The sequence below is a fragment of the Kitasatospora sp. NPDC056731 genome (assembly GCF_040687675.1).
In the GTDB taxonomy this organism is placed as follows: Bacteria; Actinomycetota; Actinomycetes; order Streptomycetales; family Streptomycetaceae; genus Kitasatospora.
This window is the reverse complement of the sequence record NZ_JBFBNR010000019.1, coordinates 119,245-142,895: the sequence shown is the minus strand read 5'-3', so window position 1 is coordinate 142,895 and position 23,651 is coordinate 119,245. Positions and strand designations below refer to the sequence as shown.

26 protein-coding genes are annotated in these 23,651 nt (G+C 71.3%); 4 read left to right on the top strand and 22 right to left on the bottom strand.

Features of this window, described 5'->3' with window-relative positions:
• Positions 1–11: 11 nt before the first annotated feature.
• Positions 12–224: a DUF397 domain-containing protein gene (locus AB0R04_RS21570; RefSeq protein WP_363373462.1), complete on the bottom strand. Its 213-nt coding sequence runs from the start codon at positions 222–224 to the stop codon at positions 12–14.
• 10 nt (positions 225–234) lie between these two features.
• Positions 235–1,053: a helix-turn-helix transcriptional regulator gene (locus AB0R04_RS21565; protein WP_363373460.1), complete on the bottom strand. Its 819-nt coding sequence runs from the start codon at positions 1,051–1,053 to the stop codon at positions 235–237.
• Between the two features lie 134 nt (positions 1,054–1,187).
• On the opposite strand from AB0R04_RS21565, the gene AB0R04_RS21560 reads away from it, so the two are divergent.
• Both AB0R04_RS21560 and AB0R04_RS21555 read left to right on the top strand, forming a co-directional pair.
• Entirely contained in the window at positions 1,188–1,451 is a 264-nt protein-coding gene (locus AB0R04_RS21560) for a hypothetical protein (RefSeq protein WP_063346205.1), read from the top strand.
• On the top strand, positions 1,448–1,621 hold the full coding sequence (locus tag AB0R04_RS21555; protein WP_159398321.1) for a hypothetical protein: 174 nt from the start codon (positions 1,448–1,450) through the stop codon (positions 1,619–1,621). The genes AB0R04_RS21560 and AB0R04_RS21555 overlap by 4 nt, the downstream gene beginning before the upstream one ends.
• A gap of 331 nt (positions 1,622–1,952) precedes the next feature.
• On the opposite strand, the gene AB0R04_RS21550 is transcribed toward AB0R04_RS21555, so the two are convergent.
• The 10 genes from AB0R04_RS21550 to AB0R04_RS21505 all read right to left on the bottom strand — a co-directional run bounded on the left by AB0R04_RS21550 (position 1,953) and on the right by AB0R04_RS21505 (position 12,148).
• The gene (locus AB0R04_RS21550; RefSeq protein ID WP_363373458.1) at positions 1,953–2,657 is read right to left on the bottom strand and encodes a thiopeptide-type bacteriocin biosynthesis protein; all 705 of its coding nucleotides are present in this window, start codon (positions 2,655–2,657) and stop codon (positions 1,953–1,955) included.
• A gap of 23 nt (positions 2,658–2,680) precedes the next feature.
• Positions 2,681–3,880, bottom strand: a complete 1,200-nt coding sequence (locus tag AB0R04_RS21545; RefSeq protein ID WP_363373455.1) for a lanthionine synthetase C family protein — start codon at positions 3,878–3,880, stop codon at positions 2,681–2,683.
• Positions 3,877–6,945, bottom strand: a complete 3,069-nt coding sequence (locus AB0R04_RS21540; protein ID WP_363373453.1) for a lantibiotic dehydratase — start codon at positions 6,943–6,945, stop codon at positions 3,877–3,879. Before AB0R04_RS21540 ends, AB0R04_RS21545 begins: the two co-directional genes overlap by 4 nt.
• A gap of 82 nt (positions 6,946–7,027) precedes the next feature.
• Positions 7,028–7,231 carry an FxLD family lanthipeptide gene (locus AB0R04_RS21535; protein WP_363373451.1) on the bottom strand — a complete coding sequence of 68 codons (204 nt, stop codon included), beginning with the start codon at positions 7,229–7,231 and terminating at the stop codon, positions 7,028–7,030.
• Positions 7,232–7,293: 62 nt separating this feature from the next.
• Positions 7,294–8,508, bottom strand: a complete 1,215-nt coding sequence (gene fxlM / locus AB0R04_RS21530) for a methyltransferase, FxLD system (protein WP_363373448.1) — start codon at positions 8,506–8,508, stop codon at positions 7,294–7,296.
• A 233-nt stretch (positions 8,509–8,741) separates the two neighbouring features.
• The gene (locus AB0R04_RS21525) at positions 8,742–9,593 is read right to left on the bottom strand and encodes a helix-turn-helix transcriptional regulator (protein ID WP_363373446.1); all 852 of its coding nucleotides are present in this window, start codon (positions 9,591–9,593) and stop codon (positions 8,742–8,744) included.
• A gap of 22 nt (positions 9,594–9,615) precedes the next feature.
• Positions 9,616–10,122 carry a DUF6879 family protein gene (locus tag AB0R04_RS21520; protein ID WP_363373444.1) on the bottom strand — a complete coding sequence of 169 codons (507 nt, stop codon included), beginning with the start codon at positions 10,120–10,122 and terminating at the stop codon, positions 9,616–9,618.
• A complete protein-coding gene (locus AB0R04_RS21515; RefSeq protein WP_350879744.1) occupies positions 10,112–10,369 on the bottom strand; it encodes a hypothetical protein in 258 nt (85 codons plus the stop codon). The genes AB0R04_RS21520 and AB0R04_RS21515 overlap by 11 nt, the downstream gene beginning before the upstream one ends.
• A gap of 627 nt (positions 10,370–10,996) precedes the next feature.
• Entirely contained in the window at positions 10,997–11,209 is a 213-nt protein-coding gene (locus AB0R04_RS21510; protein ID WP_363373442.1) for a DUF397 domain-containing protein, read from the bottom strand.
• Between the two features lie 90 nt (positions 11,210–11,299).
• Positions 11,300–12,148, bottom strand: coding sequence for a patatin-like phospholipase family protein (locus tag AB0R04_RS21505; protein ID WP_363373440.1), 849 nt, complete (start codon positions 12,146–12,148; stop codon positions 11,300–11,302).
• Positions 12,149–12,232: 84 nt separating this feature from the next.
• Here AB0R04_RS21505 and AB0R04_RS21500 point away from each other — a divergent pair, with 84 nt between their 5' ends.
• A complete protein-coding gene (locus tag AB0R04_RS21500) occupies positions 12,233–12,793 on the top strand; it encodes a TetR/AcrR family transcriptional regulator (protein ID WP_363373439.1) in 561 nt (186 codons plus the stop codon).
• A gap of 80 nt (positions 12,794–12,873) precedes the next feature.
• On the opposite strand, the gene AB0R04_RS21495 is transcribed toward AB0R04_RS21500, so the two are convergent.
• The 10 genes from AB0R04_RS21495 to AB0R04_RS21450 form a co-directional block, all read right to left on the bottom strand.
• Positions 12,874–14,118 carry an MFS transporter gene (locus AB0R04_RS21495; protein WP_363373438.1) on the bottom strand — a complete coding sequence of 415 codons (1,245 nt, stop codon included), beginning with the start codon at positions 14,116–14,118 and terminating at the stop codon, positions 12,874–12,876.
• Positions 14,115–14,825, bottom strand: coding sequence for an FCD domain-containing protein (locus AB0R04_RS21490; RefSeq protein WP_363373436.1), 711 nt, complete (start codon positions 14,823–14,825; stop codon positions 14,115–14,117). The genes AB0R04_RS21495 and AB0R04_RS21490 overlap by 4 nt, the downstream gene beginning before the upstream one ends.
• 146 nt (positions 14,826–14,971) lie before the next feature.
• Positions 14,972–16,552: an MFS transporter gene (locus AB0R04_RS21485; protein ID WP_363373433.1), complete on the bottom strand. Its 1,581-nt coding sequence runs from the start codon at positions 16,550–16,552 to the stop codon at positions 14,972–14,974.
• On the bottom strand, positions 16,549–17,154 hold the full coding sequence (locus AB0R04_RS21480; protein ID WP_363373430.1) for a helix-turn-helix domain-containing protein: 606 nt from the start codon (positions 17,152–17,154) through the stop codon (positions 16,549–16,551). Before AB0R04_RS21480 ends, AB0R04_RS21485 begins: the two co-directional genes overlap by 4 nt.
• 220 nt (positions 17,155–17,374) lie before the next feature.
• On the bottom strand, positions 17,375–17,767 hold the full coding sequence (locus tag AB0R04_RS21475) for a cell division protein SepF (RefSeq protein WP_063346197.1): 393 nt from the start codon (positions 17,765–17,767) through the stop codon (positions 17,375–17,377).
• Between the two features lie 270 nt (positions 17,768–18,037).
• Positions 18,038–18,553 carry a DinB family protein gene (locus AB0R04_RS21470; RefSeq protein ID WP_363373428.1) on the bottom strand — a complete coding sequence of 172 codons (516 nt, stop codon included), beginning with the start codon at positions 18,551–18,553 and terminating at the stop codon, positions 18,038–18,040.
• A 137-nt stretch (positions 18,554–18,690) separates the two neighbouring features.
• Positions 18,691–19,419, bottom strand: coding sequence for a VTT domain-containing protein (locus AB0R04_RS21465; RefSeq protein ID WP_363373426.1), 729 nt, complete (start codon positions 19,417–19,419; stop codon positions 18,691–18,693).
• 56 nt (positions 19,420–19,475) lie between these two features.
• Positions 19,476–20,078, bottom strand: coding sequence for an RICIN domain-containing protein (locus AB0R04_RS21460; RefSeq protein WP_363373424.1), 603 nt, complete (start codon positions 20,076–20,078; stop codon positions 19,476–19,478).
• Complete coding sequence (locus AB0R04_RS21455) at positions 20,078–20,875, bottom strand: dienelactone hydrolase family protein (protein ID WP_363373421.1); 798 nt, start codon at positions 20,873–20,875, stop codon at positions 20,078–20,080. The genes AB0R04_RS21460 and AB0R04_RS21455 overlap by 1 nt, the downstream gene beginning before the upstream one ends.
• 91 nt (positions 20,876–20,966) lie before the next feature.
• Complete coding sequence (locus AB0R04_RS21450; RefSeq protein WP_063346193.1) at positions 20,967–22,214, bottom strand: MFS transporter; 1,248 nt, start codon at positions 22,212–22,214, stop codon at positions 20,967–20,969.
• Positions 22,215–22,444: 230 nt separating this feature from the next.
• Here AB0R04_RS21450 and AB0R04_RS21445 point away from each other — a divergent pair, with 230 nt between their 5' ends.
• Positions 22,445–23,638 (top strand): ROK family transcriptional regulator, encoded by a 1,194-nt coding sequence (locus AB0R04_RS21445; RefSeq protein WP_363373418.1) that lies wholly within the window; start codon positions 22,445–22,447, stop codon positions 23,636–23,638.
• Positions 23,639–23,651: the final 13 nt, after the last annotated feature.

Genomic DNA, 23,651 nt, shown 5'->3' with positions numbered 1-23,651 from the left:
AGTTGTGCGCGTCAGACCTCGCCGAACTCGCCGGCCTGGACAGCGGCGACGAACGACGACCAGGCGTCGGCGGGGAAGACGAGAGCAGGACCCTCGGGGTCCTTGGAGTCACGAACGGGCGTCAGGCCAGGGAAGCCAGGAGCTACCTCAACGCAAGTGCCACCGTTGTTGCTGTAGCTGGACTTGAACCATGTGGCGCCGGATAGGTCTACAGGGGCGATCATGATGTTCCTCTCACGCCTTGCACTTTCGGATCAGCTCCAGTGACGCAGCCTTCGAGAGCGCTTCCACATGGAGCTGGTGGCAGTCCCGCTCCCAAGTTTGAGCAGTCTCGGCGTCCCGCGAGAGGAAGCCGCGCAGCTGGCACTCCGAGTATGCCAGGAGTTTGCGATCCGCCAGGGTCAGCAACGTCACAACCATGGTGAACGGCAGCTCTTCTGCAAGAGAGAACGGTGCCACTTGGATCGTGATGTTCGGACGAGTGGCGAGGTCTTCAAGGTGCGCAAGCTGCCGAGCCATGACCTTGCGCCCGCCCACCGGTCGTAGAAGGGCGCCCTCGTCCAGGACGAAGTGGAGTCGGGGCGCAGGCTGCCGGTCAAGTAGCTTCTGACGCGTGGCAAGGAAGTCGAGCCGATCCGCAGCCTGCTCCTCGGTGACGCTGCCGCGCCGCACGGCGGCGGAGGCGAAGGCCGCGGCGTACTCCATTGTCTGCGCCAGACCAGGCACGATGCCCAGTTCGAAGTGGTTGATGCTCAGGGCCTTCGCTTCTTGCTGGGCGTACTCGGGAAACCCTTCCAGCAACGATGAGCCACTGAGACTCCAGTACGTCAGTTCTAGTGTTCCACCGGCATCCAGGGCCCGGTCGGCTTGTACGACCCAGTCGAGTGTGGGACTGCGTGTCCCTCGTTCGAGGTTGGAGATCTGACTGTCGCTCAAGTTCGTCAGTGCCCCGAGGTCGGTCTGTGTGAGCCCCGCCGCCTTGCGCAACCTGCGGAGTTGTGCGCCGAAGGCCTTGAGCGGTGATGCAGACGGGTCCAGCTCGGTCTCGCGCATGATCAGACCTCCGGTGCCTTCCGTGTCCCACAAGGGATTTCGTCAAGTGGAGAACCCTTCCGATCGTAGGGGATGCCGCGCCACCATGGCTACACCAAGTGACACGCCGAGAGCGAAGCGCTACGGAGACTCCCATGCCCGAAAACCCGAAATCCGCGCTGCCCGACTTCGTCCGCAACGAGGTGGTGCGGGACCTGAAGCACCGAGACGACGACGGCAAGCCGAAGGAGGGGGTCTTCATGGAGATCCTCTGCGGGGCGGCCTTCCTGAGGCCGCTCGGCGGGGGGTGCGAGTGGACGACCAGGCCCGACCAGCTGCGACGGTGCGACCCCAGGGAGATCGCGCCGGGCACGGGGAGCAACTCCCAGCGTCGGCCGATGTTTCCGGAGCCGGCGTGACCTCGGGGGAGATGCTGCTCGCCGGGCTGCACCTCAGCTCGTTGGCGGCCGGCGGCTTCACCGCTGTGGCGGGGACGACGCAACGAAACGCGGTCGAGGCGGGTGACGAGCCGACCACCGAGCCGCCGGTTCAACGCCCGTGCAGATGCGGCACGTTCGTGCCGGACTGACAACACGCTCCCGCCATCGCGCCGCGAGTGCTCATCCCGCGCGGTGGTGGGGTTCAACGCCCGTCCGTGAAGGACAGTCACGGACGGGCGCCGGCAGGCCTACCTCCCCTGCCGGCCGGCTCCGAGGGCACGTTGGCGCCAGACCCTCGCCGAGCCACGCCGCTCCCCGCCGAAATCGCCGCTCCGGCGGGGAGCGGCCGCCCCTCGATCACCGGTCGGTGGAGTCGAGATCACGTTCCTAGAACAACGTCTTTGGCTGCCAGAGCCAGAACGCTCTGGGCTGAGTAAGGGAGCCCGATGCGATTCCAGTGGAATATCACGTGATGGGTAATCACCGCGCGCAGACCTCGGATAAGTCGGCCCGCGGACCACAGTAGGTACAGCGCGTGGCCCGCCTCTTCGGCGGCGTCCAACCAGGTCGTGCTGAGGTCTGCAACTCGTCGGAGGCCGAGATGAGTCCCGACCGGGGATCGGCAACGAGCAACTGGCGCACGGCGTCCCGGAGCTTGCGCATTTGGTCTTCGGTCGCGCCGCCGGTGTTCGGCCGGTTCTCTGCCACGCGGGCCCAGACGTCGCCTTGCTCGTACCAGTCGAGGCCGGCGCCGCGCATCAGCGCCGCGCACAGCAGCACCGACAGCTCCCGGCGGCGGTCGGGGCCGGGGAGCCGTAGGTAGTCCAGGATATGTTGGCTGTCCTGGTGGAAGAACTGGTGGGCGGTGTTCACCGCCTGCCGGCCGCCGAAGGCGTGGACTTCGGGCTCATAGACCTTCACCACCCAGCCTTCGACGGCACCGTGCTCCCGCATGGTTGCCAATGCGCCCATCACCAGTGCCTTGGCTGCGGCGGTGGCGGCCTGGTTCGTGGAGTTGTACCGCAGCCGCCACTCGCCCTTGCGGATGAAGAACCAGGACTCCACCGGCCCGGTGCCCGTCACCCGCAGTGCATCCCCGAGGTGGTCGGCCGCCGCCTGCTCGGCGCGGTGGCGGTCCGCGAACCGGATGTCCACCTGTTGCCACAGCTCGTGTCCGTCGTCCATCGCCATCCCCTTTCGCCGGTCTGTCAGTTGAGCAGGAGACAGCTGTCCCAGCCGGTGGCCGGAGCGGTTCCCGTCGCGGTGTGCAGGGCCAGCGCGAGCCCGGCCGCACCGTCCAGGAACCCAGAGTGGGGGACCTGCGGGCCGTCGACCAGGTACGGCAGCAGAGCGGCCAACCGCTCGGTGATCTCGGGGCCGTCCGCGGCGTCGGCGACGCGGACGGCGGCCTGGAACAGCCCGGCCCAGCCGTGACACAGACCGCTGTCGGTGATCCGTGCCAGCTGGGCCGGGTCGGCGAGGCAGTCGAGCAGTGCGGTCTCGGCGAGCCGCTGGCGGGCAGGGTCGTCGGTGGCCTGTCCGGCGAGCTGTTGGGCCCGGGCCAGCCCCGGGGTGCCGTAGCACCAGGACGGCCGCATGGGTGCCTGTTGGTGGACGACGCCGATTCGATGCTCGTCCAGGGTGATCCACTCCGGCCACCATGCCCCCGTGGTGGTGCGCTGCTGCCACTGGTCGAGCCAGTCGCAGATCCGGCCGATCGCCTGGGCGTGGCCGTCCACCGTGATCCCGCGCTTCATGGCCAGGCTCAGCAACGCGAGGGGCCCGGCGATGCCGTGGGCCATGCCCTGGTTCGCGTGGCCGTCAGGGAACTGCGGCGAGAGTTCGCCGGAGGGAGCCAGGTCGGTCCACCAGCCGGGCAAGCCGTACGGGGGCACATCGATCGGTTCGGTCAGGCGCACCAGATAGGCGAGCACATCGCGGAGCACCTGGCCGTGCGGATCTCGGCGAAGGTGATGGGCTCCGAGCCCGGTCAGGCCGTAGATCAGATCGAACTCGGCGAGGGCGGGCCGCTTGCGGCGGTCGATGCGGGCGTGAGCCGCTTTCAGTCGCTCCCGGGTCACGGCGGTGGTGGCGGAGTCCAGCACCGTGAGCGCCCGGTCGTAGCGACTGGGGTGAGCTGCGCCGTGGAAGGTGAAGGCGAGGGCTGGGGCGCCGTAGAAGAGCGTGGCGTGCTCGCCGGTCTCCGCACCTTCGCGGATCGAGGCGGCAAGCCAGCGGTGCGCGGTATCCCAGCTGCCCCGCCCGGCGGTGGCGCGCTCGACGGCCAGCAACGCGATGGCGGCGGTGCCGCGGATCAGCGACTGCGGATCGAGATCGTCGCCGACGTCGGGGTGCACCACCTCCTCGGCAAGGCGGTCGGCCGCGACTTCGGAGACGCTCGCGGTCACCGTTGACTCCTTCCGATCCGGTTTGTCCAGGAGAGCGCGGCTGCTCGGGCGAGGCGGTTGGCCGCGCGTTCGCCGTCGCGGTCCAGGCCGTGGGTGCGGATGTGGTGCAGGTGCAGCAGGGTCGGCAGTACGTCGCCGGCCTCAAGGCCACCGGTGGCCGCCAGACGGTCGCGGTAGGCCGCGAGCGCCAACTGGCGCTCCTCCCAAAGCTGGAGAAGTCCGGGATCGAGCAGGGTGACGCGGGTGTCCGGGGCGGCCAGCTGGACGGCCTCGGCGAGTACCGCCCGGTCCAGCGGTTCCTTGTGGCCGGTGCTGATGTGGTTGACGAGCCAGTTCATCCCGGCCGGGGCGTCGCCCAGGAAGGCGGTCGCCAGGTCTATGAAGCTTGCGGCCGTCAGCGCGCCGGGGTCGGTGTGGCCGTTCGTGGCGGTGAGCTGGGAGACGGCGGCGGCGGAGTCGGCGACGAACACCCTCTCGGCCGCCGCCATCGCCTCGTTGCCGCCGAAGCGGCCGGACTCCGGAACGTAGGTGTCGAACTGGAGGCGTCCGACCAGGCCCAGCCCGCGTAGGCGCACGGCCCAGGCGCCAACCCGGGCGGCGACGGGCCCGAAGTCCTCGGGGCCGCCGAGTCGCAGCCGCAGCCGCAGGTGGTGCTCGGGGTCGGCGTAGCGCAGGAACCACCATTGGGGCCGCTCGTTGAAGTCGTCCAGCAGCTCGGGCAGATGGGCGGTGAGGATCTGCGCCTGGCGGGCAGGGTGGCTGTACACCTTGGCGTACAGCCACGTTGAGTGGCCGGGCAGGTGACCTCGGACGGTCCCGGCCGCCTGCCGGTGGACGCGCCGCGGGCGACCGGGCGGGGTGGTGGCGCTCAGCGGAAGGACGATCTCGTGCGTCCGGCCGTCCAGCCAGCCGTCGTCGTCCGGCCCGCCGGCCTCGGTCAGCACGGCTGTTCCTCGTTGGTCGAGGTGGGCGCGCAGCAACGCGAGGTGGGCGGGCTCGTCAAGATCCAGCCGCAGCTGGAGGCCGTTGTCGTCCAACTGCACGAGGTCGGGCACGCGCAGCCGCGCTCGCCAGCCATCCACCGCAGCGGCCCAACGCGGCCACGCTTCGCAGTGAACTGGCAGATCGGCAGAGGTGAGGGTCCAGCGAGCGGGGGACAGCACGGTCCGGCCGTACCGGATTCGGGGCAGGAACGGCAGCTCGTCGCCCGCACCCCAGTAGAACGCCTGGAAGGTGGCGGTGTGAGAGCGGACCAATTCGCACAGGAACCGGGCGATGGGCTGAGTGTGGTGGAGGAAGTCCACCGCGTTCATCACGGTGGGCTCGACCGAGCGGCCGGTCGAGAGGGAGGCGAGCCGCAGACGGGAGCCGTCGCTGGTGACCGCCAGGTCGTCCAAGGGGATTGTCCGATCACCCGCTGGGGCGTGCTCGGCGAGCGGGATCACGGTGGGCAGCACGGCGGGGGAGCGATGGACGTTGCCGGTGCGCACGTACATCGGCGGACCGGACACCTGGGCCAGCACCGCGCCCTCGTCCATAGTCGCCAACCGCGCGTAGGCGGCGGCCATGCGGTCCCGGTCCGCCGGGTCGAACAGATGGAGGAAGCGGCCGGCGGTCGCCCCAGCGGCCCGCATCGCGCCGAGCACGACCAGCCGGAACGCTCCGCTGTCCAGAGCCGCTTGTGAGGCAGCCTGAAGACGGAACGACAGCTCGACGTGAGGCGTCGGTTGGGCGTTCCCTTTGTCGGCGGCGAGTTCGGCCACCGCCCGATCGTCCAGTTCCACTTCGCCCCGGCCGTCGATCGCGGCACGCTGCGCCAGGGCCAGGAGCCGGCGGTCACGCCGGGACACATCCGATGCGGGCTTCTTGAGGAGCGAGCCGCGGTAGGTCGCAGGGAAGCCGAGCCCCGTGTCGGCGTGGACCAGGTCGGTTACCGGGATCAGTGCACCGGGCCCGTAGCGCTCCACGAACTGTTGGTGGTAGGCCCCCCACACCGAGCTGCCGAACGGGTACGGCGTCAGCCGGGCCAGTACCCCGGCTGCGGCTGCGGCCTCACGGGCGACTTCCTCCGGTAGCGTGATCGCGCAGTCCAGCCGAAGGTCCGTCATCAACGGCTGAGCCACCGAGCTGCACGAGGCCCGCATGCGGTCGACGGCATGCCGACCGATGCGGCGCCGGTCGGCGCCGGTTGCGGTGTTGTGCGCAGCCAGGGCCTCGCTGATCCCGCGGAGTTCGCCCAGCAGGATCTGCGCCTGGGGCAGATCCTTGGCGCCGGCGCGCTCCAGCTGCTCCACGAGGTGGCTGAGTGGATCGGTGACGGTGGCCGGTGCGTGCAGGGCGGTGATCAGGAACCGCTGCTGGATGAGGCCGGCCAGTACACCGGTGATCGCGGCGGTCGGCGCGTCGGGGAATCCGGCAGCCAGCAGCTCGCCGAGTTCGCGCACCGCCAGCGGGGTGCGGGCAGCGGCCATCACCGATTGGACGGGCCGACTGTGGCGGACGGCGACCTCCGACGGGCTGATGTCGTCGCTGCCATCGGTGCTGGGCTGGAGTGGCAGTACCAGACGCTCGTCTCGGACGAAGCACAGGTTATTCGCCACCACCGGTAACTGCTCGCGCAGTTCGGGTATCGCCTCCAGATGCCGGATCATCTCATCCAGCCACGCCGCGTCCGGCCTCGCCGAGGCGCGGTGCTCACCGCCCCAGCGGGTGGCGCTGTGCGACCCGAGGCCGACGGGTGCCACCCCGGCGAACAGACCGAACGGGGTGGCACGGCCGGTGAGCCTGAGCAGATACCGGACGGTGGACAGTACGGTCCGCCGAAGGTGCCGCTCAGACAGAGGACGACCGTCGCAGACCTGCCCGATGTGCTCGGCCAACCCGGGGCTGGCCACCTCGATAGCCTCGGCGACCGTGGGAAGCTCCCGGACCTGGCACAGCCAGTCCCGCCAGCGCTCGGCCTGGCCGGGCGTCCGGTCCTCGCCCAGATGCGGCCACGACGGCAGCCGCAGACCGGCGGGGTGGGAGACAGCCCGGATCAGGGCCGCATCGACGTGCTCGTACAACGTGCCACCTCGTGATTCTCCGCAGCCCCGGCCCGGTGCTCCAGGCGCACCGGGCCGGACGTGACCACTTGATGCAGGTGGATCAGGCGAGGATCAGACCGCCCTCGCCGCCACCGCCCTCGCCGCCGCCACCACCGCCGCCGTTGCCGCCCCCACCGCCGGCACCGCTGGCGCACGCCGGGCAGGTGCTGCCACAGCCGTCGTCGGTGCTGCGCATGATCGCCGACAGGACGTTGGTGTTGCGGACGATCGACACGTCGAGGTCGAACTCGGTCGTGCTGTCCATGACCTTGTTGGCCACTGTTGATCCCCTCTTTGCGTTAGTGGTGATCAGGAGCACCTGGTCCCTCAGCAGGGCCAGGAGACGGTGAACCGGGTGTGTTTCTTGTCGATGACCAGGCTCCCGGGAAGCTGGTCGTCGAGAGTGCCGACCGGGTAGGCGCTGATGACCGGGGCCGCGCCGTTGCGGTGGCGGCTGTTCCAGGTGTTGATCTGCTCGACCACCCTGGCGGCCAGGCCCTCGGCGTCGGCGCCGTGCCCGTACACGCCGAACTCGTGGCGGTCCGGGCCCAGCTGCCGCAGCACGACGTAGGCGAAGGTGCCGTCGCAGAACACCGCCGAGCTTCCCCAGGGACGGGCTTGGACGATCCCCTCCGCCACGGCAGAGTCGTGTGCCACCAGCAGGCAGAAGCCGGGCAGGGTGGTCGCCAGGAAGATGTCCAGGTCATCGAAGGGTTCCTGGTCGCCGACGGTGACCCCGGTCCACGATTCCACCCGTGGCTGCTTCAGCGCGGCGGCCAGAAGAGCCCAGTTGGCCTGCTGCCCGTCGTCCACCCGGAGAGCCACCGTGTCGTCGTGCAGGTAGACCACCTCTTCACCGAAGGCGCCGGCTCCCTGCATCGCGACGAATCCGGCCCGCTCAATCGACCGGCTGACCAGGTGACCGCCGTCCAGCTGGAAGGCCACCGAGCGGTTGAGGCTGCGGATTCGGATCGGCACGACGATCCGGCCGCCCGGGGCCAGCTGCTCCCACCACGCGGCCGGGATGTCCCACGCTCCGACGGTGACCACGATGCGGTCGAACGGTGCGTGCTTCGGGGCGCCGAACTCGCCGTCGGCGAGCACCACGTTCACTCGCCCGTACCCGGCCTCCGGCAAGAACCGCTTGGCACGGTCGATGACGAACGGGTCGATGTCCATCGTGGTGACCTCGCCGGCCTCGCCGACCAGCTCCGCGATGTACGCGGCGTTCACCCCTCCCGAACCGATCTCCAGAACGCGCATGCCCGGCTGGATGTCGGCCTGCTCCAGCATGAACGCCTGGATGCGGGGCGCGGAGACCGTGCTGATGGCAAGGCCGCGCTCATCGCGCTTGGTCACGATGGGCTGGTTCGAGTAGACCTCCTCCACGGGAGCCTCGGGGGCGAAGACGTGGCGGGGGACGGCTCGAAAAGCGTCCGCCACCCGATCGGTGCGGATCGCGTTGAGGTCGCGCAGCTGGTCGATGAGAGCCGCACTCAGCGACCCGAAGGGAGTGACGATCTTGTCACTGTCGGTGGTCATGCTGGAGAGCTTAGGCACTGCGGTTCCTTCGGTTGGACACGTGCGAGAAATCTCCTGCGATGCAAAGCGCTTGAGGCGTGGCACGGTGCGAGACTGGGCGCCCGCGAGGTCGGCGCGAGCCGATGCGCCTCGTGTGTCGAGTCCTCCACCCAAGTGACCGTGGCCCGAGTGGCACCAACGACGGTAGGGAGTAACCAGTTGACCACTCAACGCACTTGCATCTGATTGCAGATTTAGTCGAGAGAGTCCAGCGCGTTCGTGATCAACTGCCGGGCTTTCGCTCCGTGGACCGCGAGTTCACCAAGTCCCGCGAAGGCGCGGCCGTACATCGCGATCTCGCTGGGCTGGGTAACGGTGAGGTAGCCGGAAACCAGCTCGACGCTGACTTGTGCGGTGTCGTAGATCCAGAACCCTTCGACAGGCCAGGCCCTTTCGCGATCCGACCGGAAGGGGATCACGCCGAGGCTGACCGTCGGGAGCCGGCCGATCGTCAGCAGGTGTCGGAGCTGGAGCGCCATCACCTCGGGCCCGCCGAGTCCGCTCCGAAGCACGCTCTCCTCGATCAGCAGCACGAAGCGATGGTTGCCGTCGTGGAGGACATGCTGCCGGGCCATGCGCTCTTCCACCGCAGCGGGTACGTCGTCCACCAGGCCGCGGCGGTCGCGGATCGCGGACAGGATGGCGGTGGTGTAGCCACGGGTCTGTACAAGTCCTGGAAGAATCCACGGGGCGTAGGCGCGGAAGCGCTGGGTCCGCTCGTAGAGGGGGCGTACCGATTCCTGGGCGGCTCGAAGCCCGGTGCGCTCCATGCGCCGCCACTCCAGGAACATGGAGTCCGCCGCGCGGCTCTTGGCGATCAGATCGGCGGCTTGGTCCTCGGCACCGCAGGCGGCGCACCACGCCCTGATATCGGAGTCGGACGGCGCCGTCTTCGCATTGATGATGCGACTGGTCTTGGCGGCGTTCCAGCCGCACAGGGCCGCCAGCTCTTGCCCTTGAAGCCCAGCGTCCAGCATCAGTTCACGGAGGCGGTCCGCGACAGCCTTCTGGGCGGCCTGAGCGCTGGAGGACGGAGATGTGGGCATTGGCTGACGGCCTGGCGTTAGATCAGATCTCGTACTGCTCGTGGTCGATGGCGCGGCTCCAAACCGAATCGAAGGCGGAGCTGCACAGCTTCACCACAGCGGGATCGGTGGTCGTCTCCATGTCCGGACCGGCCCACTGGCCGTTGCCCGTGAAGTGGTTGAACAGGGCCACTTGGTCATCGAACAGCCAGAAATCCACGCCGGGCAGTGCGAGGTCCGTGGTGTTCCGGCGGGGCAGCCAACGAACCTGCTCGCCGGCAACGATGTTCGGGAACGTCACGTCGTACTCGTACCGGATGTAGTCGTGCACCGGCTCCGAGACGACACGTGCGCGGCGGAACTCCACACCGCGGGCGGCAGCGGTGGCGACGGTGTCACACCACGGGCGCCACCACGAAGCCCGGTCCTCCCGATTGATGCGGTAGCCCTGCTGCCAGCGGATGAACTCGGGGTCGTCCAGCATGTAGGAGTCGCGGAGTTCGAGGTGCAGCGCGGAGCGCCGGGCGCCTGCCAGGGCCTCAAGAAACATCGGGGTCCTCGTCGTCGGGCCGGGGGATGAACTGGATCATGTTCTGTGGAAGGCGAAATACGCCCTCGTGGGGCGGGACATCAGTGGTGTGTCCGGGGATGGAACCCACCTCCTGGGCCCTCTTGATGGTCGCCTCGTCAGCGAACCAGGACTGGATGATCAGGTCCCCCGTCTCCTCCTCCAACCAGATGGTCGGCGAGCCGTTGTCGGGGGTGTTCGGCCAGATCCCCAGAAACCTTAGAGCCACGGTGCCCTCCCGTACCAAGTCGGTTGCGCGTTCTTGCAAGCCAGGTAACCAGTCTGGTTGCCGTCGAAACTCCGGGCGGCAGAACGGCCTGAAGCGGTCGTCCCCGTTCTGGGCTCCAGGTTCGCCCCTGGTCGCACTGAACGCCAGAGGCTTCGAAGCCGCCGGCGACGAGGGTCATCGACAGGTCGGCCAACTTGACCAGGTCTTCGCCGCCAAGGAGGACGCCGTAGACGATGAGCTGGCTATCGGGGTTTGCGTACGTGCCCGGAGAACTTGTCGACATCGGACACCGGCACTCCGCAGACTCGCGGGGCCGTCTTCGTTGAGGGCATTGAGGAGGAGCGTCTTCTTGTCCCAGAGGGCGGGGCCGCAGGCGTCGCCCACCCAGGCGTACGAAACGTGGGCGGCCCGGTCTCTCTACCGTCGGGAGGTCGACCAACTGCGGAAACAGCCCACCGGGGGCGCAGAGTTGGCGTGACAGCAGGGTGTGGGGCACTCATCGATGACGACCGCATACCTATCCCGCGCCAACCGGGGCCCGGCTCAGCCGGACGGGCCTATGCGTCGACCCGATGTGCGAGCCCCACTACCCGCAGCGGGTAGTGGGGCTCGCGCGGTGTGCGTGCGTCAGGCCTCGCCGAGCTCGCCGGTTCGGATCACGGCGATGAACGACGACCAGGCGTCGGCGGGGAAGACGAGGGCAGGGCCCTCGGGGTCCTTGGAGTCGCGGACGGGAGCGAGGTTGGGGAAGTCGGTGGCGACCTCCACGCAGTCACCACCATTGTTGGAATGCGAGGACTTGATCCAGGAAGCGCCGGACAGGTCTGCGCGGTCACTCATGACTGGAATTCCTTTCGGGCCCGATGGTGAACTGTCAGGTGTAGTAGGGCTACCCCGGCGGTAAGACGGACAGGCGTTGGTGATCAGCGGTCAGCCCGCGTCTACTTCCGCCCTCCACATGGTGCGGAGTTGCGCGTCGACGTCGCCGGCCTGGCGAACACCCGCCTGGTAGGCCGGTTCCCAGGCCGTCAGGTCGCCAGCGTCCGAGCCGAAGGCGCGCACCGAGGCCGGGTCGGGGCCGATGGTCACCACGGTGTCCGCCCCCACTGCCGCCAGCTGCTGGTTGAGCGGCTCCCGGGGGAACAGGTGGGCCATCGGCTCGACCACGACCAACGTGCGGGCTCCGGCGGCGAGATCGGCGTTGGGGCCCGCACGCAGGGCGCCGTCCATGTACCGCCGGCCGTCGATGGCGACGGGCGGCGCGGCTCCGGGGAAGGCGCTGCTCGCCGCCACCGCGTGCACCAGCGGTACGCCGCTGTCGCGGTCCCACACCACGGGCTCACCGGTGGTGGCGCAGACGGCGGTGATCAGCAGTCGTCGCTCCGGCCACGTGTCCGCACCGATCAGGGCGGCGCGCCCCGCGATCAGCGCTTCCTCGGCTTGGGGGTTGGCGCCGTCGAGCGCGAGGCGGCCGACGCGGCGCCTCGCCTCGCCGGGTTCCAGGCTGCGGTCGCCGAGTACGGCGAACACCGCGCCCATCCGCTCAGGGTCGGGCTTGACCCGGTGGGCGGCCTGGCGAGCCGAGGAAGCGAGCCGCCCCGGGTCCTGCCCGGTGGCGAGCAGCGCTCCGACGATCGAGCCGGCTGACGTGCCGACGATCAGGTCGGCCTCACTCAGGTCCACGCCGTTGCGGCGCAATCCGTAGGTCAGTCCGGCTGTCCAGGCCGTGCCGACGTGACTTCCGGGGCCCAGGACGAGTGCTCGGTCGAAGGTGTGCATGTGGTCTCCCCTCGTTATTGAAACAGTCGTACCATATACTCGCTAATGCCGTCTCAACTCCGATGCGCCGAAGGGAGATCCACCGTGGGGCGACCCCCTGACCCCGCCCGTCGCGAGCGCACGCTGGCTCGGGCGACCGACTACGTGCTGGCGCACGGCCTGGCCGGACTGAGCCTGCGACCACTGGCCGTGGCCCTCGACACCAGTCCACGGATGCTGCTCTACGACTTCGGCAGCAAGCAGGAGTTGGTCGCGGCGGTCCTCGCCGAGGCCCGCCGCCGAGGCGCGGTGCGTCTGGCCGGGCACCCCGCGCCGATGAAGGGCTCCGTGCAGGAGCGGCTGCGTGGCATTTGGGGGTGGATGAGCGCGGACGAACGTGCGCCGTTCGTCCGGCTGTTCTTCGAGGTGCACGCCGACGGCCTGGTCCACCCCGAGAACTACCCCGACCAGGCCGAGGCGATCACGGACTGGTTCGACACTCTCGGTGCCACCTTCCGGGACGTCTCCACCGGCCCTGACGACACCGTCACGCCCACGTTGGTGATGGCCGTTGTCCGGGGGCTGCTGTTCGATCTCACGACCACCGGCGACCGCCGGCGCACCGATCTCGCGCTGGACCGCTTCGCCGAACTCCTGGGGCGGTGAACGCGCGACAGCGGTGAACGCGCGAGAGGCGTGACGCGCGAGAGGCGTGACGGACGGGGCCGCGTGCGGTGATGGTGGCGTCAGCGAGGCCGAGGAAGGCGCACGTGGCGGTCCTGCCCCGCGCCGTATCCGGCCGCCGCCATGGCGATGCCGAGGACGGCCAGGACGATGAGCGGAAGCGTCCAACTGCCCGTGGCGTCGTGCAGGATGCCGAGGAGGAGCGGGCCGGCCGCCGCCACGAGGTAGCCGATGGACTGCGCCATGCCGGCCAGTGCGGCGGCTTCGCCGGAGCTGCCGGCGCGTTCGCTCTGGAAGGTCAGCGCGAGGACGAGGCACGCGCCGCCGCCCAGCCCGAGCAGGGTGCACGCCACGACGGACAGCGCGGGGGCGGACACCAGCACGGTGAAGCCACCGGCCACGATGACCGAGGCCCCGGCCGCAGTCCACCGCTGGTCGTGACGGCCCCGGGTGAGCAGGGGCAGCAGGCCGCTGGTCGCCAGGGAGATCAGCTGGTAGTAGAAGAGCATCCATCCGGCGGTGGTGCTGCTCGTGCCGTGGTGGATCAGGATGCTGGGCAGCCACGCGACGGCGGTGTAGAAGGCCAGGGACTGCAGGCCCATGAACATGCTGACCTGCCAGGCCAGTCCCGACCGCCAGGGGGCCGGACTGCGGGTCGCGCCGGTGGAGGCCCGGGCCCCGTCGCCCCGCATCCGGGGCAGCCAGACGAGGAGTGCCGCGATGGTGAAGGCGATGCCCCAGGCGAGAGCGGTGTGCCAGGAGCCCGGCAGGGAGTGGGAGAGCGGGGCGGAGATCCCGGAGGAGACGGCGGCCGTGACGCCCATGACGGTGACGTAGAGAGCGCTGACGCCCTGGATGCGGTGTGCGGGCACGCTGCGCCTGATCATGGCGGGCAGCAGCACATTGCCGAACGCGATGGCGGCGGAGAGGATCACCGTCCCGGCGAACAGGCAGATCACGGAGGGCAGCGACCGGACCACCGTTCCGACGGCCAGCGCGCCGAGGGCCGCCACCAGCAGGCGTGCGCTGCCGAACCGGTGGGAGGCCCGGGCCACCAGGGGTGACGTCGCGGCGAACGTCAGCAGGGGGAGGGTGCTCAGCAGCCCGCCCCAGCTCGCTGTCAGGCCGCTGCCCTGCTCGATCGCCGGCAGCAGCGTGCCGACGCCGGTGAGGCTGGTCCGCAGGTTGGCCGCCACGAGGCAGATCGCGAGGACGAGCCCGATCGACACGGCGGGCCGCGTGCTGTCGGTGGCCGCCGGCCCGGAGACGGAGTGCTGACGGGGCGTCGAGGACAGTTGTGGACTCATTGCTCCTCCGTCGCCGGTGGTGCCTGGACCCCGTGGTCGTGGGTGAGCCGGACGATCGCCGCCGCCGCGGTGCGGGCGCCGCTCTCGTCCTGGGCCTCGATCGCGTCGACGAGTCGCCGGTGCAGGTCGGCGTGCTTCTCGGCGGCGGTGGCGTCCCAGGGCAGGCCTCCCAGGGCGGAGGTGAGGGCCGTGCCGAGGTAGTCGTAGACCTCGATCAGGAGGTCGTTCCCGCTCGCCCGGACGACGGCCCGGTGGAACAGCGCGTCGACACTCATGGCCGCGGACCTGTCCTCGCCGGCGCAGGCCGCGTCGGCGTCGGCCAGCAGCTCCCTCAGCTGGTGCAGCTGGTCCTCGCTGCGCCGCAGGGCGGCGGCCCCCGAGGCGTACTCCTCAAGGACGGTGCGCAGTTCGAGGACGTTGTCCCGCCGCGCGGAACTCGCCCGCCGCACCATGACCGACTGGAGCTCACTCGACGCGCGGACGTAGGTGCCGTCCCCGGCCCGGGGTTCCAGCAGGCCGAGGTGCACGAGCGCGCCGATCGCCTCCCGCAGCGTGCTGCGTCCGACCCCGAGCTCCTCGACGAGGACCTGCTCCGGCGGGATCCGCGTCCCCACCGGCCAGCCGCCCGCCTCGATGTGCGAGCGGAGGCTGTCCACGAGCTGTGCGGACAGGCTTGCCGTCCTGCGCGGTGTACTGATGCGTTTCATGGAGGCAGCCTATACAAACATCAGACATTTGAACATCACATGTTTCTGGGCCTGAGCCGCCCCGGTTCCCACCGCCCGGCACGCGATACGCCACCGGCGGGAACGGCCGTGGCCGTTCCCGCCGGTGGCAGGGGAGTCGGGTGTGCCTACGCGTCGACCTTCTCCGGCTGCTCCGGCCGCTCCGGAGCGGGTACCTCGGACACGGCAGCCGCGCTGGTCGGGGTGTCCAGGCCTCGCAGCAGCCGCCAGGCCATCGCGGCCGCGCCGATCAACAGGACGGCGGCGAGCAGGCCGGCGCTGTTCATGCCGTGCGTGAAGGACTCCCGGGCGCTCGCCAGCAGCGGCTCCGCGACGCCCTGCGGCAGTGCGTGCGCCGTCTCGACCGCCGCGCCCAGCGACTCACCGGCCCGCGCCGCGGCCGCCGGGTCCGTCCCGGCCGGGACGACGAGCCCGCCGGCGTAGATCGAACCGACCACCGAGCCGACCAGCGCGATACCGAGCGCGGTGCCCAGCTCGTACGCGGTCTCCGAGACCGCCGAGGCCGCACCGGCCTTGTCGGCGGGCGAGGCGCTCAGCACCAGGTCGGCGCCGAGCGTGTAGACCACGCCCTCGGCCGTCCCGACCAGCAGGAAGGAGGCGGCCAGCAGCAGGTAGGTGGTGTCCTGCTGGAGCCAGCCGAGCACGCCCACGCCGAGGCCCATGGTCAGCAGGCAGCCGGTCAGCGCCGCCCGGGCGCCGGTGCGGCGCACCAGCCGGGCCGTCAGCAGGCCGCCGACGACGGCGCCGACGAAGGCCGGCAGCTCGGCCAGGCCGGCCCGCAGGGGCTCGTAGCCGCGGACCAGCTGGAGGTACTGCGAGGTCACGAAGACCACCCCGGACAGGCCGATCAGGGCGATCAGCGAGGCCAGCACGGCGGCGGTGAACCGCCGGTCGCGGAACAGCCGCACATCCAGCAGCGGGGTCTCCAGCCGCAGCTGGCGGCGGACGAAGACGGTCAGCGCGGTGACGCCCAGCACGAAGGCGACCGGGACGTCCCAGCGCGCCAGGCCGTGCGCGGCGGCCTCCTTGATCGCGTAGACCGTGCCGATCACCCCGGCCATCGACAGGGCGACGCTCAGCACGTCCCAGCGGCCCGGCTTCGGGTCCTTGGACTCCGGCAGCAGCCAGGCGCCGAGCACCAGCAGCAGGAGCAGGATCGGGATGTTCAGCAGGAACACCGAACCCCACCAGAAGTGCTCCAGCAGCACCCCGCCGACCACCGGCCCGAGCGCGGCGCCGGCGGTGGCGGCTGCGCCCCAGATGCCGATCGCGGTCGCCCGCTCCCGGTCGTCCGGGAAGAGGCCGCGGATCAGCGACAGGGTCGAGGGCATGATCGTCGCCCCGGCGACGCCGAGCAGCGCGCGGGCCAGGATCAGCCAGCCGGCGCTGGGCGCGTAGGCGGCGAGCAGCGAGGCCGCGCCGAAGGCGGCCGAGCCGATCAGCAGCAGCTTCTTGCGGCCGATCCGGTCGCTGAGCGAGCCCATGCTGACCAGCAGGCCGGCCAGGACGAAGGAGTAGGAGTCGCCGATCCAGAGCAGCTGGGTGCCGCTGGGCTCCAGCGTCTCGCTGATGGAGGGGATGGCGAGGGAGAGGACGGTCGCGTCGAGGGCGACCACGGTGACGGCCAGGACGAGGACGGCGAGGCCGGTCCAGCGCTGGCGGGGGCTGGCAAGGACGGTACTGCTCATGGGGTATCGGTTTCCGGTGTGCGGGCCGAAGGTGCTGTGGGCGGGGGAGTGGCGGCGTCGGGTCTGCGCAGCGCGCCGCCGAGGAACAGCTCGGCGAGCGAGAAGGCGGCGTCGCGCGGGGCGAGGCGGCCGTCCTGGATGGCCCAGCCGACGCCGGCCACCAGGTCGAAGAAGGCCTCGCTCAGCCAGGCGGCGCTCAGCTCGATGCGGAACGTGCCCTGCTGTTGGCCGCGCAGGAAGAGCGCGTGCAGTCGAACGATCTGGAGCTCCCAGAGGTCGTTGACGCTGTCGTCGTCGTAGAGCTGGTTCTCGCCGGCCAGGAAGGCACAGAGCGTGGCGTCCGGGACGGCGGCGTCGACCAGGCGGCGCAGCGCGGCCTCGGCGTCGCCGTCCTCGACGGCGGCGGTGTCCAGGGCGGCGGCGAACCGGCGCAGGCCGAGCAGGCCGACCTCGCGGATCAGGGCCTCGCGCCCGGGGAAGAGCCGGTGCAGGGTGGCGCGGCTGATCCCGGCGGCGCGCGCGATCTCGTCCAGGTGGGCGGTCGGGCGGCGGGAGAGCACGCCGACAGCGGCTTCCAGGACGGTGTCGCGATCGGTGGCCATGAATCGAGTGTAGGCCACATGAGACATAGATGTCTCAAAATTATAGCTGGCGTCTCGGATGAGGCGTTGACCGCCACGGTCGGGGCGGCAAAAAACCGGGGACGGCGGGTGCCGTCCCCGGTCGGGGTGCCGCTGTCGTGCGGCCGGTTCAGCTCGGCCGGTTCAGCTCGGCTGGTTCAGTTCGGTCGGTTCGGCCCGGTCGGGCCGTGCGCCGCCCGGATCAGCTCTGGTTGTAGAACCCGGTCTCGTCGAGCGGGCGGTCGATCACCATGACCTCGACGTCGGCCGGGGTGAGCAGGAACACCCGGCGGGCGATCCGCTCGATGCCGCCCTGGGTGCCGAAGATCAGCCCGGAGGCGAAGTCCACCATCCGCTTGGCCTCGGCTTCGTTCATCTCGGTGAGGTCCATGACCACCGGGATGCTCGCCCGGATGTGCTCGCCCACCGTGCGGGCCGCCTCGAAACCGGTCGGCCGCAGGGAGACGATCTTCGCGGGCGCGGGGACGGCCGGCATCGTCTCCTGATCGACCCACTCGTCCTCGTACACCGCGGCCGGGTAGTTCCCGGAGGGCATCAGCCACCCGTTGTGGTGCTCGTCGCGAAGTGCTCCCATGCCGCGCCTCCCTGCCTCGTCCCGTCCTGGTCCCCCGGGGCCGCGTGCCCTTTTTGACACGTCATCCACTCGTCGGAACTGTCCGAGTATCGCACTGTTCACCGGTCCCGTGCCCGCTCGCGGCCCCCGTACGAGTCGCGCCGCGACGGAAACCCGGGCGAACCCGGGCAACATCAGCGACGCGGCGGTGAGCCGTACGGTTGCGCGCGTAGACCATATCGGTCGGGGTCACCGCGCAATTGACCATCTGTCAACAATGAGGAAACGATTTCACTCGCCGGTGGTGCCGTCCACCAGTTCGCGCAGAAGATCGGCGTGGCCGTTGTGCCGCGCGTACTCCTCGACCATGTGGACCAGGATCCAGCGCAGCGTCACCTCCTCGCCGCGGCGCAGCCGCTTGCCGACGGTGTCCAGCGACAGGCCGGCGCTCGCGCGGCGGGCGGCCTCGACCTCGGCGCGCCAGGTGGCGAAGTCGGCCGCGACGTCGGCGGTGTCGACGTTGTTGAAGTCGCCGTCCTCGTCGGCCGCGGTCCAGTAGTGGTTCTCGGTGTACTCGTCGCCGCGAAGGACGGCCTGGAACCAGTACTGCTCCACCTCGGCCATGTGCCGGACGAGGCCGAGCAGCGAGAGGGCGGACGGCGGGGCGGAGCGCAGCCGCAGCTGGTCGTCGGTCAGGCCCTCGCATTTGAGCGCGAGGGTGCTGCGGTGGTAGTCGAGCCAGGCGGTGAGCATGGCGGTCTCGTCGGCCGCCATCGGCGGGTCGACCCGCGGGGAGAGTTCGGTCATGCGGGACATCCTGGTGCCCACCGACCGGCGGGCGCGAGCGAATTGTCGAGCGCCCCCCGAGTGCCTCGGAATCTCGGCCGGTCAGGTGGTCAGGTGGTCAGGTGGTCAGGCGCTCAGGCGCTCAGGCGCTCAGGCGCTCAGGCGGCCGGTGCGCGGCGGCGGGCGGCCACGGCCCGCCACAGTCCGACCACGCTGCCCAGCACGAGCAGCGCGATCACCCCGGCCGACACCAGGAAGGCCGCCGAGCCCGGCTCGCCCGCGCTGGCCGCCGCCGTCACGTACACCGCGGTGGTCGGCACCACGCCGATCGCGGTGGCGAACAGGAAGGGCGCGAAGCGCACCCCGGAGAAGGCCGCGCCGTAGTTGGCCGCCTGGAACGGCATGCCCGGCAGCAGCCGCAGTACCAGCACGCTGCGGAAGCCCTGCTCGGTGAAGCGCCGGTCCAGCGTGCCGAGTACCCGCCCGCGCAGGTACGGCTGCAGCGCCTCGCGCCCGAGGCCCCGGCCGAGTCCGAAGGCCATGGCCGCGCCCAGCGTGGTGCCGAGTACCGACAGCAGCACGCCCTGCTGGATGCCCAGCAGCAGCCCGGCGGCGGCGTTCAGCGCGGGCCGGGGGACGAAGGCGAGCGTGCCGACCGCGTACACGGTGGCGAACAGCGGCGCGAACCAGTACCCGGGCATCCGGTCGGCGAGGCCGCCGTTCAGCAGCGCCGTCGGGCTCCACAGCAGCAGCGATCCGGCCGCGGCGCCGAGCAGCACCACCAGCAGCGCGAACCGCCACCACGGCGAACGCGGCGCGGGGCCGGACGGCGGCTGCTCGACGGCGGGTGGGGTTGTTGCGGGCGCAGGCGGCGCGGGTGCGGGCACCGGCCGAGCCTAACCGGTGCCCGGGCGCGACCGTCGAGGGCGGTCGCGGTCAGCGGTCAGCTGTACGGGGGCTTTTCCGGGTTGTAGTGCCAGAACTGGTTGTCGCCGCTGTGGAACTCCCACTGGATCACCGGGGTGCCGTCGGTCAGGGCGCCGCCCGAGACGTCCAGGACGAGGCCGCTGTAGCCGTTCACGATCCGGCGGGGCGTGCCGGGGTGGCTGGCCGGGGGGTCGCTCCAGCTCTGGTTGGCGCCGCCGTCGCAGGTCCACTGGTCGGCCTGGGTGCCCCAGGTGGTGCTGAAGGCCGGGATGTCCAGGCACTTGCCGCTGTTCAAGTTCACCCAGCCGCGGGCGCTCTGGGTCCACTGCTGGTTGGCGCCGCCGGTACAGGTCCAGATCCGGACCGGGGCGCCGTCGTCGGTGCGCCAGTCGGCGACCTCCAGGCACAGGTCGTCCGGGCCCGCGTACATGCCGGTGCGGATCTCGGCGGGCCCGAAGTCGGCGGCGGCCGCGGGGGTGGCCGCGGGGGCGGGCGGGGCGGTGAGCGCCACCGCGGCGGTGGCGAGGGCGGCCGTGGCGGCGGCGAGCCGCGCACGACGGGACGGGCGAGGCAGGCGGGGCAGGCGGGGCAGGCGGGGTAGGCGGGGCAGGCGGGACATCAGGGCGTCCTCCGGGGGGTCGCGGATGCGGAGCGGTCGGCGAGGAATCCCAGCAGACGTCGCCAGGAGTCCTGGGCCGCGTCCGAGTATTCGATGGCGGAGAGCTCGAAGAAGTTGTGCGGCGCGCCCGGGTAGGTGACGAACTCGTGCGGGTTGCCGGCGGCGGTCAGGGCCGCGTCGAAGGCGTCGACGGTGGCGGGCGGGATGTGCTCGTCCGCGCCGCCCCAGAAGGCGAGGATCGGCGCGCTGAGGCCGGCTGCGAGCTGGGTGGGCCCCGGGGAGCCGTTGATCGCGTCGGGGTATCCGTAGAAGCCGACGGCGCCGGCCAGCCCGAACCGGGGCGCGGCGGCGCGGAAGGCCTGCCGGCCGCCGAAGCAGAAGCCGAGCGCGACCACCTCGGCCGGCCCGCTTGCGCGCAGCCGGGAGAGGCCGGCGGCCAGGTCGGCGTCCAGGCCTTCGGGGGTGAGGGCGAGCAGGTGGCGGAGCAGGCCGGGCAGGTCGCCGAATTCCTCCGGGCGGCTTTCCGGATCGGCTCCGGCGGTGCGGCCGTAATAGTCGACGACGAGCGCGGGGTGGCCCTGTTCGGCGAGCCGGGCGGCGGTCTGCCGGTAGAAGCCGGAAAGGCCCTTGTTGTCCGGCAGGACGAGGACGCCGACCCCGGTGGCCACCTCGGGGCGGGCCAGGAAGGCGGCGAACTCGGTGCCGTCCGCCGAGGTCAGGGTGAGCGCTGCCGCCTCGGCCAGGGGCCAGAGTGCGGGGGTGACGGCGGGCGGGGCGGCGTCGGGGTCGTAGCACACGGGGTCCACCTCACGGATCGCGAAACCGCCGGGCGCGGAATGCGCCCGGCGGTCGGTGATATTAGCGAGGAATTCCCTGGAATTTCCTAGATCATATCGCAGAGAGATCTTTTTTCGAAGTGCTTTCCGGTGACGTTGCGGTCACATTCTCGGCGCCGGATCCGGGGGAATTCCGTTCGGCCCGGCGCAGCGCTCCGGCGCTCAGCAGCAGCGCGAAGGCGAGCGCGGTGACCAGGCCGAAGGAGACGGTGAGCGAGGTCGCCTGGGCGAGGGCGCCGATGATCGCGGGCGCGACCAGGCCGGAGGTGTAGGTGACGGTGGCGACGCCCGCGATGGCCTGGCTGGGGTTGCTGCCGATCCGCCCGGCCGCCGCGAAGGCCAGCGGGACGGTGACCGCGATGCCGATGCCGATCAGGGCGAAGCCCGGGATGGCGAGCGCCGGGCTGTCGGCGGCCACCACCAGCAGGCCGCCGACGGTGGCGACGGCGCCGCCGAGACGGGTGGTGCGCACGGCGCCGAGCCGGCGGACCACCGCGTCGCCGCAGAGGCGGCTGACGGCCATGGTGAGCGAGAAGGCGGTGTAGGAGGCGGCCGCGACGGTGGCCGAGGCGCCGGTGACGTCCCGCAGGTAGACGCCGCTCCAGTCCATCGAGGCGCCTTCGGCGAAGACGGCGCAGAAGCCGACCAGTCCGATCACCAGCGAGCTGCGCGGCGGCAGTGCGAACCGCGGCGGCTCCTCCGCCCCCTCCGGCGCCCGCAGGTCGGGCAGGTTGCGGCAGACGGGCTGCGCGAGGGCGAGCAGCACGAGCGCGGTGACGGCCAGCTGGAGCCGGGCGTCGAGGTCGAGGTGGGCGGCCAGGATGCCGAAGCCGGAGGCCAGCAGCCCGCCGGCGCTCCACATCCCGTGCAGTCCGGACATGATCGAGCGGCCGAGCCGCTGTTCGATCTCCACGCCCTGCGCGTTCATCGCGACGTCCGCCATCCCGGCCGAGGCGCCGTACGCGAGCAGCGCCACGCACAGCACCGGCAGCGAGGGGGCGAGCGCGGGCAGGGCGAGGGCCAGGCACCAGAGCGAGATCAGTCCGCGGACGGCCGCCCGCCCGCCGTAGCGGTGGACGAACCGGCCGGCCAGCGGCATCGCGAGGGAGGAGCCGATGGCGGGCATCACCAGGGCCAGGCCGAGCTGGCCGGGGGAGAGGTCGAGGCGGTCCTGGATCCAGGGGATGCGGGTGACGAAGCTGCCGCTGACGGCGCCGTGCACGCCGAAGACCAGGGCGATGCCCGCCCTGGCCCGGCGTGGGGAGGCCAGTGGCTCCAGTGAGTGTGCGGTCGTGCTCATCCGGCGTTCCCTCCCGGGTCGCGCAGGTGGGGCGGCGCGACGGTGCCCTGTGTGGGTGGTTGACGTGCTGGTGGGTGGTCTGACGTGCCCGGCGGTGGTTCTGACGTGCCTGAGGGTGGTCTACGTGCAGGCCGTTCGGTCCGCGCGGCGGCGACGGCCGTCCGGCGGATGGTCCGATAAAATTATCAGGAAGGGACCCTGATAGAAACACTCTGGAAGGATGAGCCGCCATGACCACCGCGCGCACGGCCACGCCGAGCACCGCCCGGGCGATCAACGACCGGCTGGCCCTCAACCTGCTCCTCGAACAGGGCCCCCTGACCGCGACGGAGCTGCGCGACCTCACCGGCCTCTCCCGGCCGACCGTCGCCGACCTGCTCGACCGCCTCCAGCGCACCGGCCTGGTCGCCGTCGTCGGCGAACGGGGCGAGCAGCGGCGCGGCCCCAACGCCCGGCTCTACGCGCTGGTCGCCTCCCGCGCCCACCTCGCCGCCTTCGACGTACGCTCCGGCGGCGTCAGCCTGGTCGTCGCCGACCTCGCCGGGCGCACCCTCGCCAGCGCCGAGGTCCCGGTGCACGGCGACGGGACGCCCGACACCGCCCAGCACCTGGTGCGCACCCTGCTGGACACCGCGCGCGGCGTCGGCGTCGAACGGCTGCACACCGTCGCCGTCGGCGCCCCCGGACTGGTCGACCCCGCCACCGGGCGCCTCAACAGCACCGGGAAACTCCCCGCCTGGCACGCCGAACTGCTCGCCGAACTGCGCGGGCTGCCCGGCACCGAGGTGATCCTGGAGAACGAGGTCAACCTGGCCGGCCGGGCCGAGTACCGGATCGGCGCCGCCCGCGACCGCGACACCTTCGTGCTGCTCTGGCTCGGCCACGGCGTCGGCGCCGCCGTCGTCCTGGACGGCCGGCTGCGCCGGGGCTTCTCCGGCGGCACCGGCGAGATCGGCTTCCTGCCCGTCCCCGGCACCGGCGGCCTGCCCAGCGCCACCGGCTGCGACGGCGGCTTCCACAGCCTGGCCGGCAGCGCCGCCGTCTGCGAGCTCGCCCGCGCCCACGGACTGCCCGCCGGCGCCGCCGGGGACGCCCCCGCCGCCGAGGCGGCCGTCCGCGCCGCGCTGGACTCCCTCGGCCCGGACGGGCCCGGCGGGCCGTTCCTGGACGAGCTGGCCGCGCGGATCGCCGTCGGCGCCGCCAGCATCTGCGTCGTCCTCGACCCGGGCTGCGTGGTGCTCGGCGGCGAGCTCGGCCGGGCCGGCGGCGCCGAGCTGGCCGGCCGGGTCGAACGGCGGCTGGCCGAGCTGTCCCCGCTGCGTACCGAGGTCCGGCCCGGCACGGCGGGCGGCGGCGCGGTGCTGGCCGGGGCCGTCCTCACCGCCGGGGACGCGGTGCGCCGCGACCTCTTCGGCGAGCCCTGACCCGCCTCGCTTG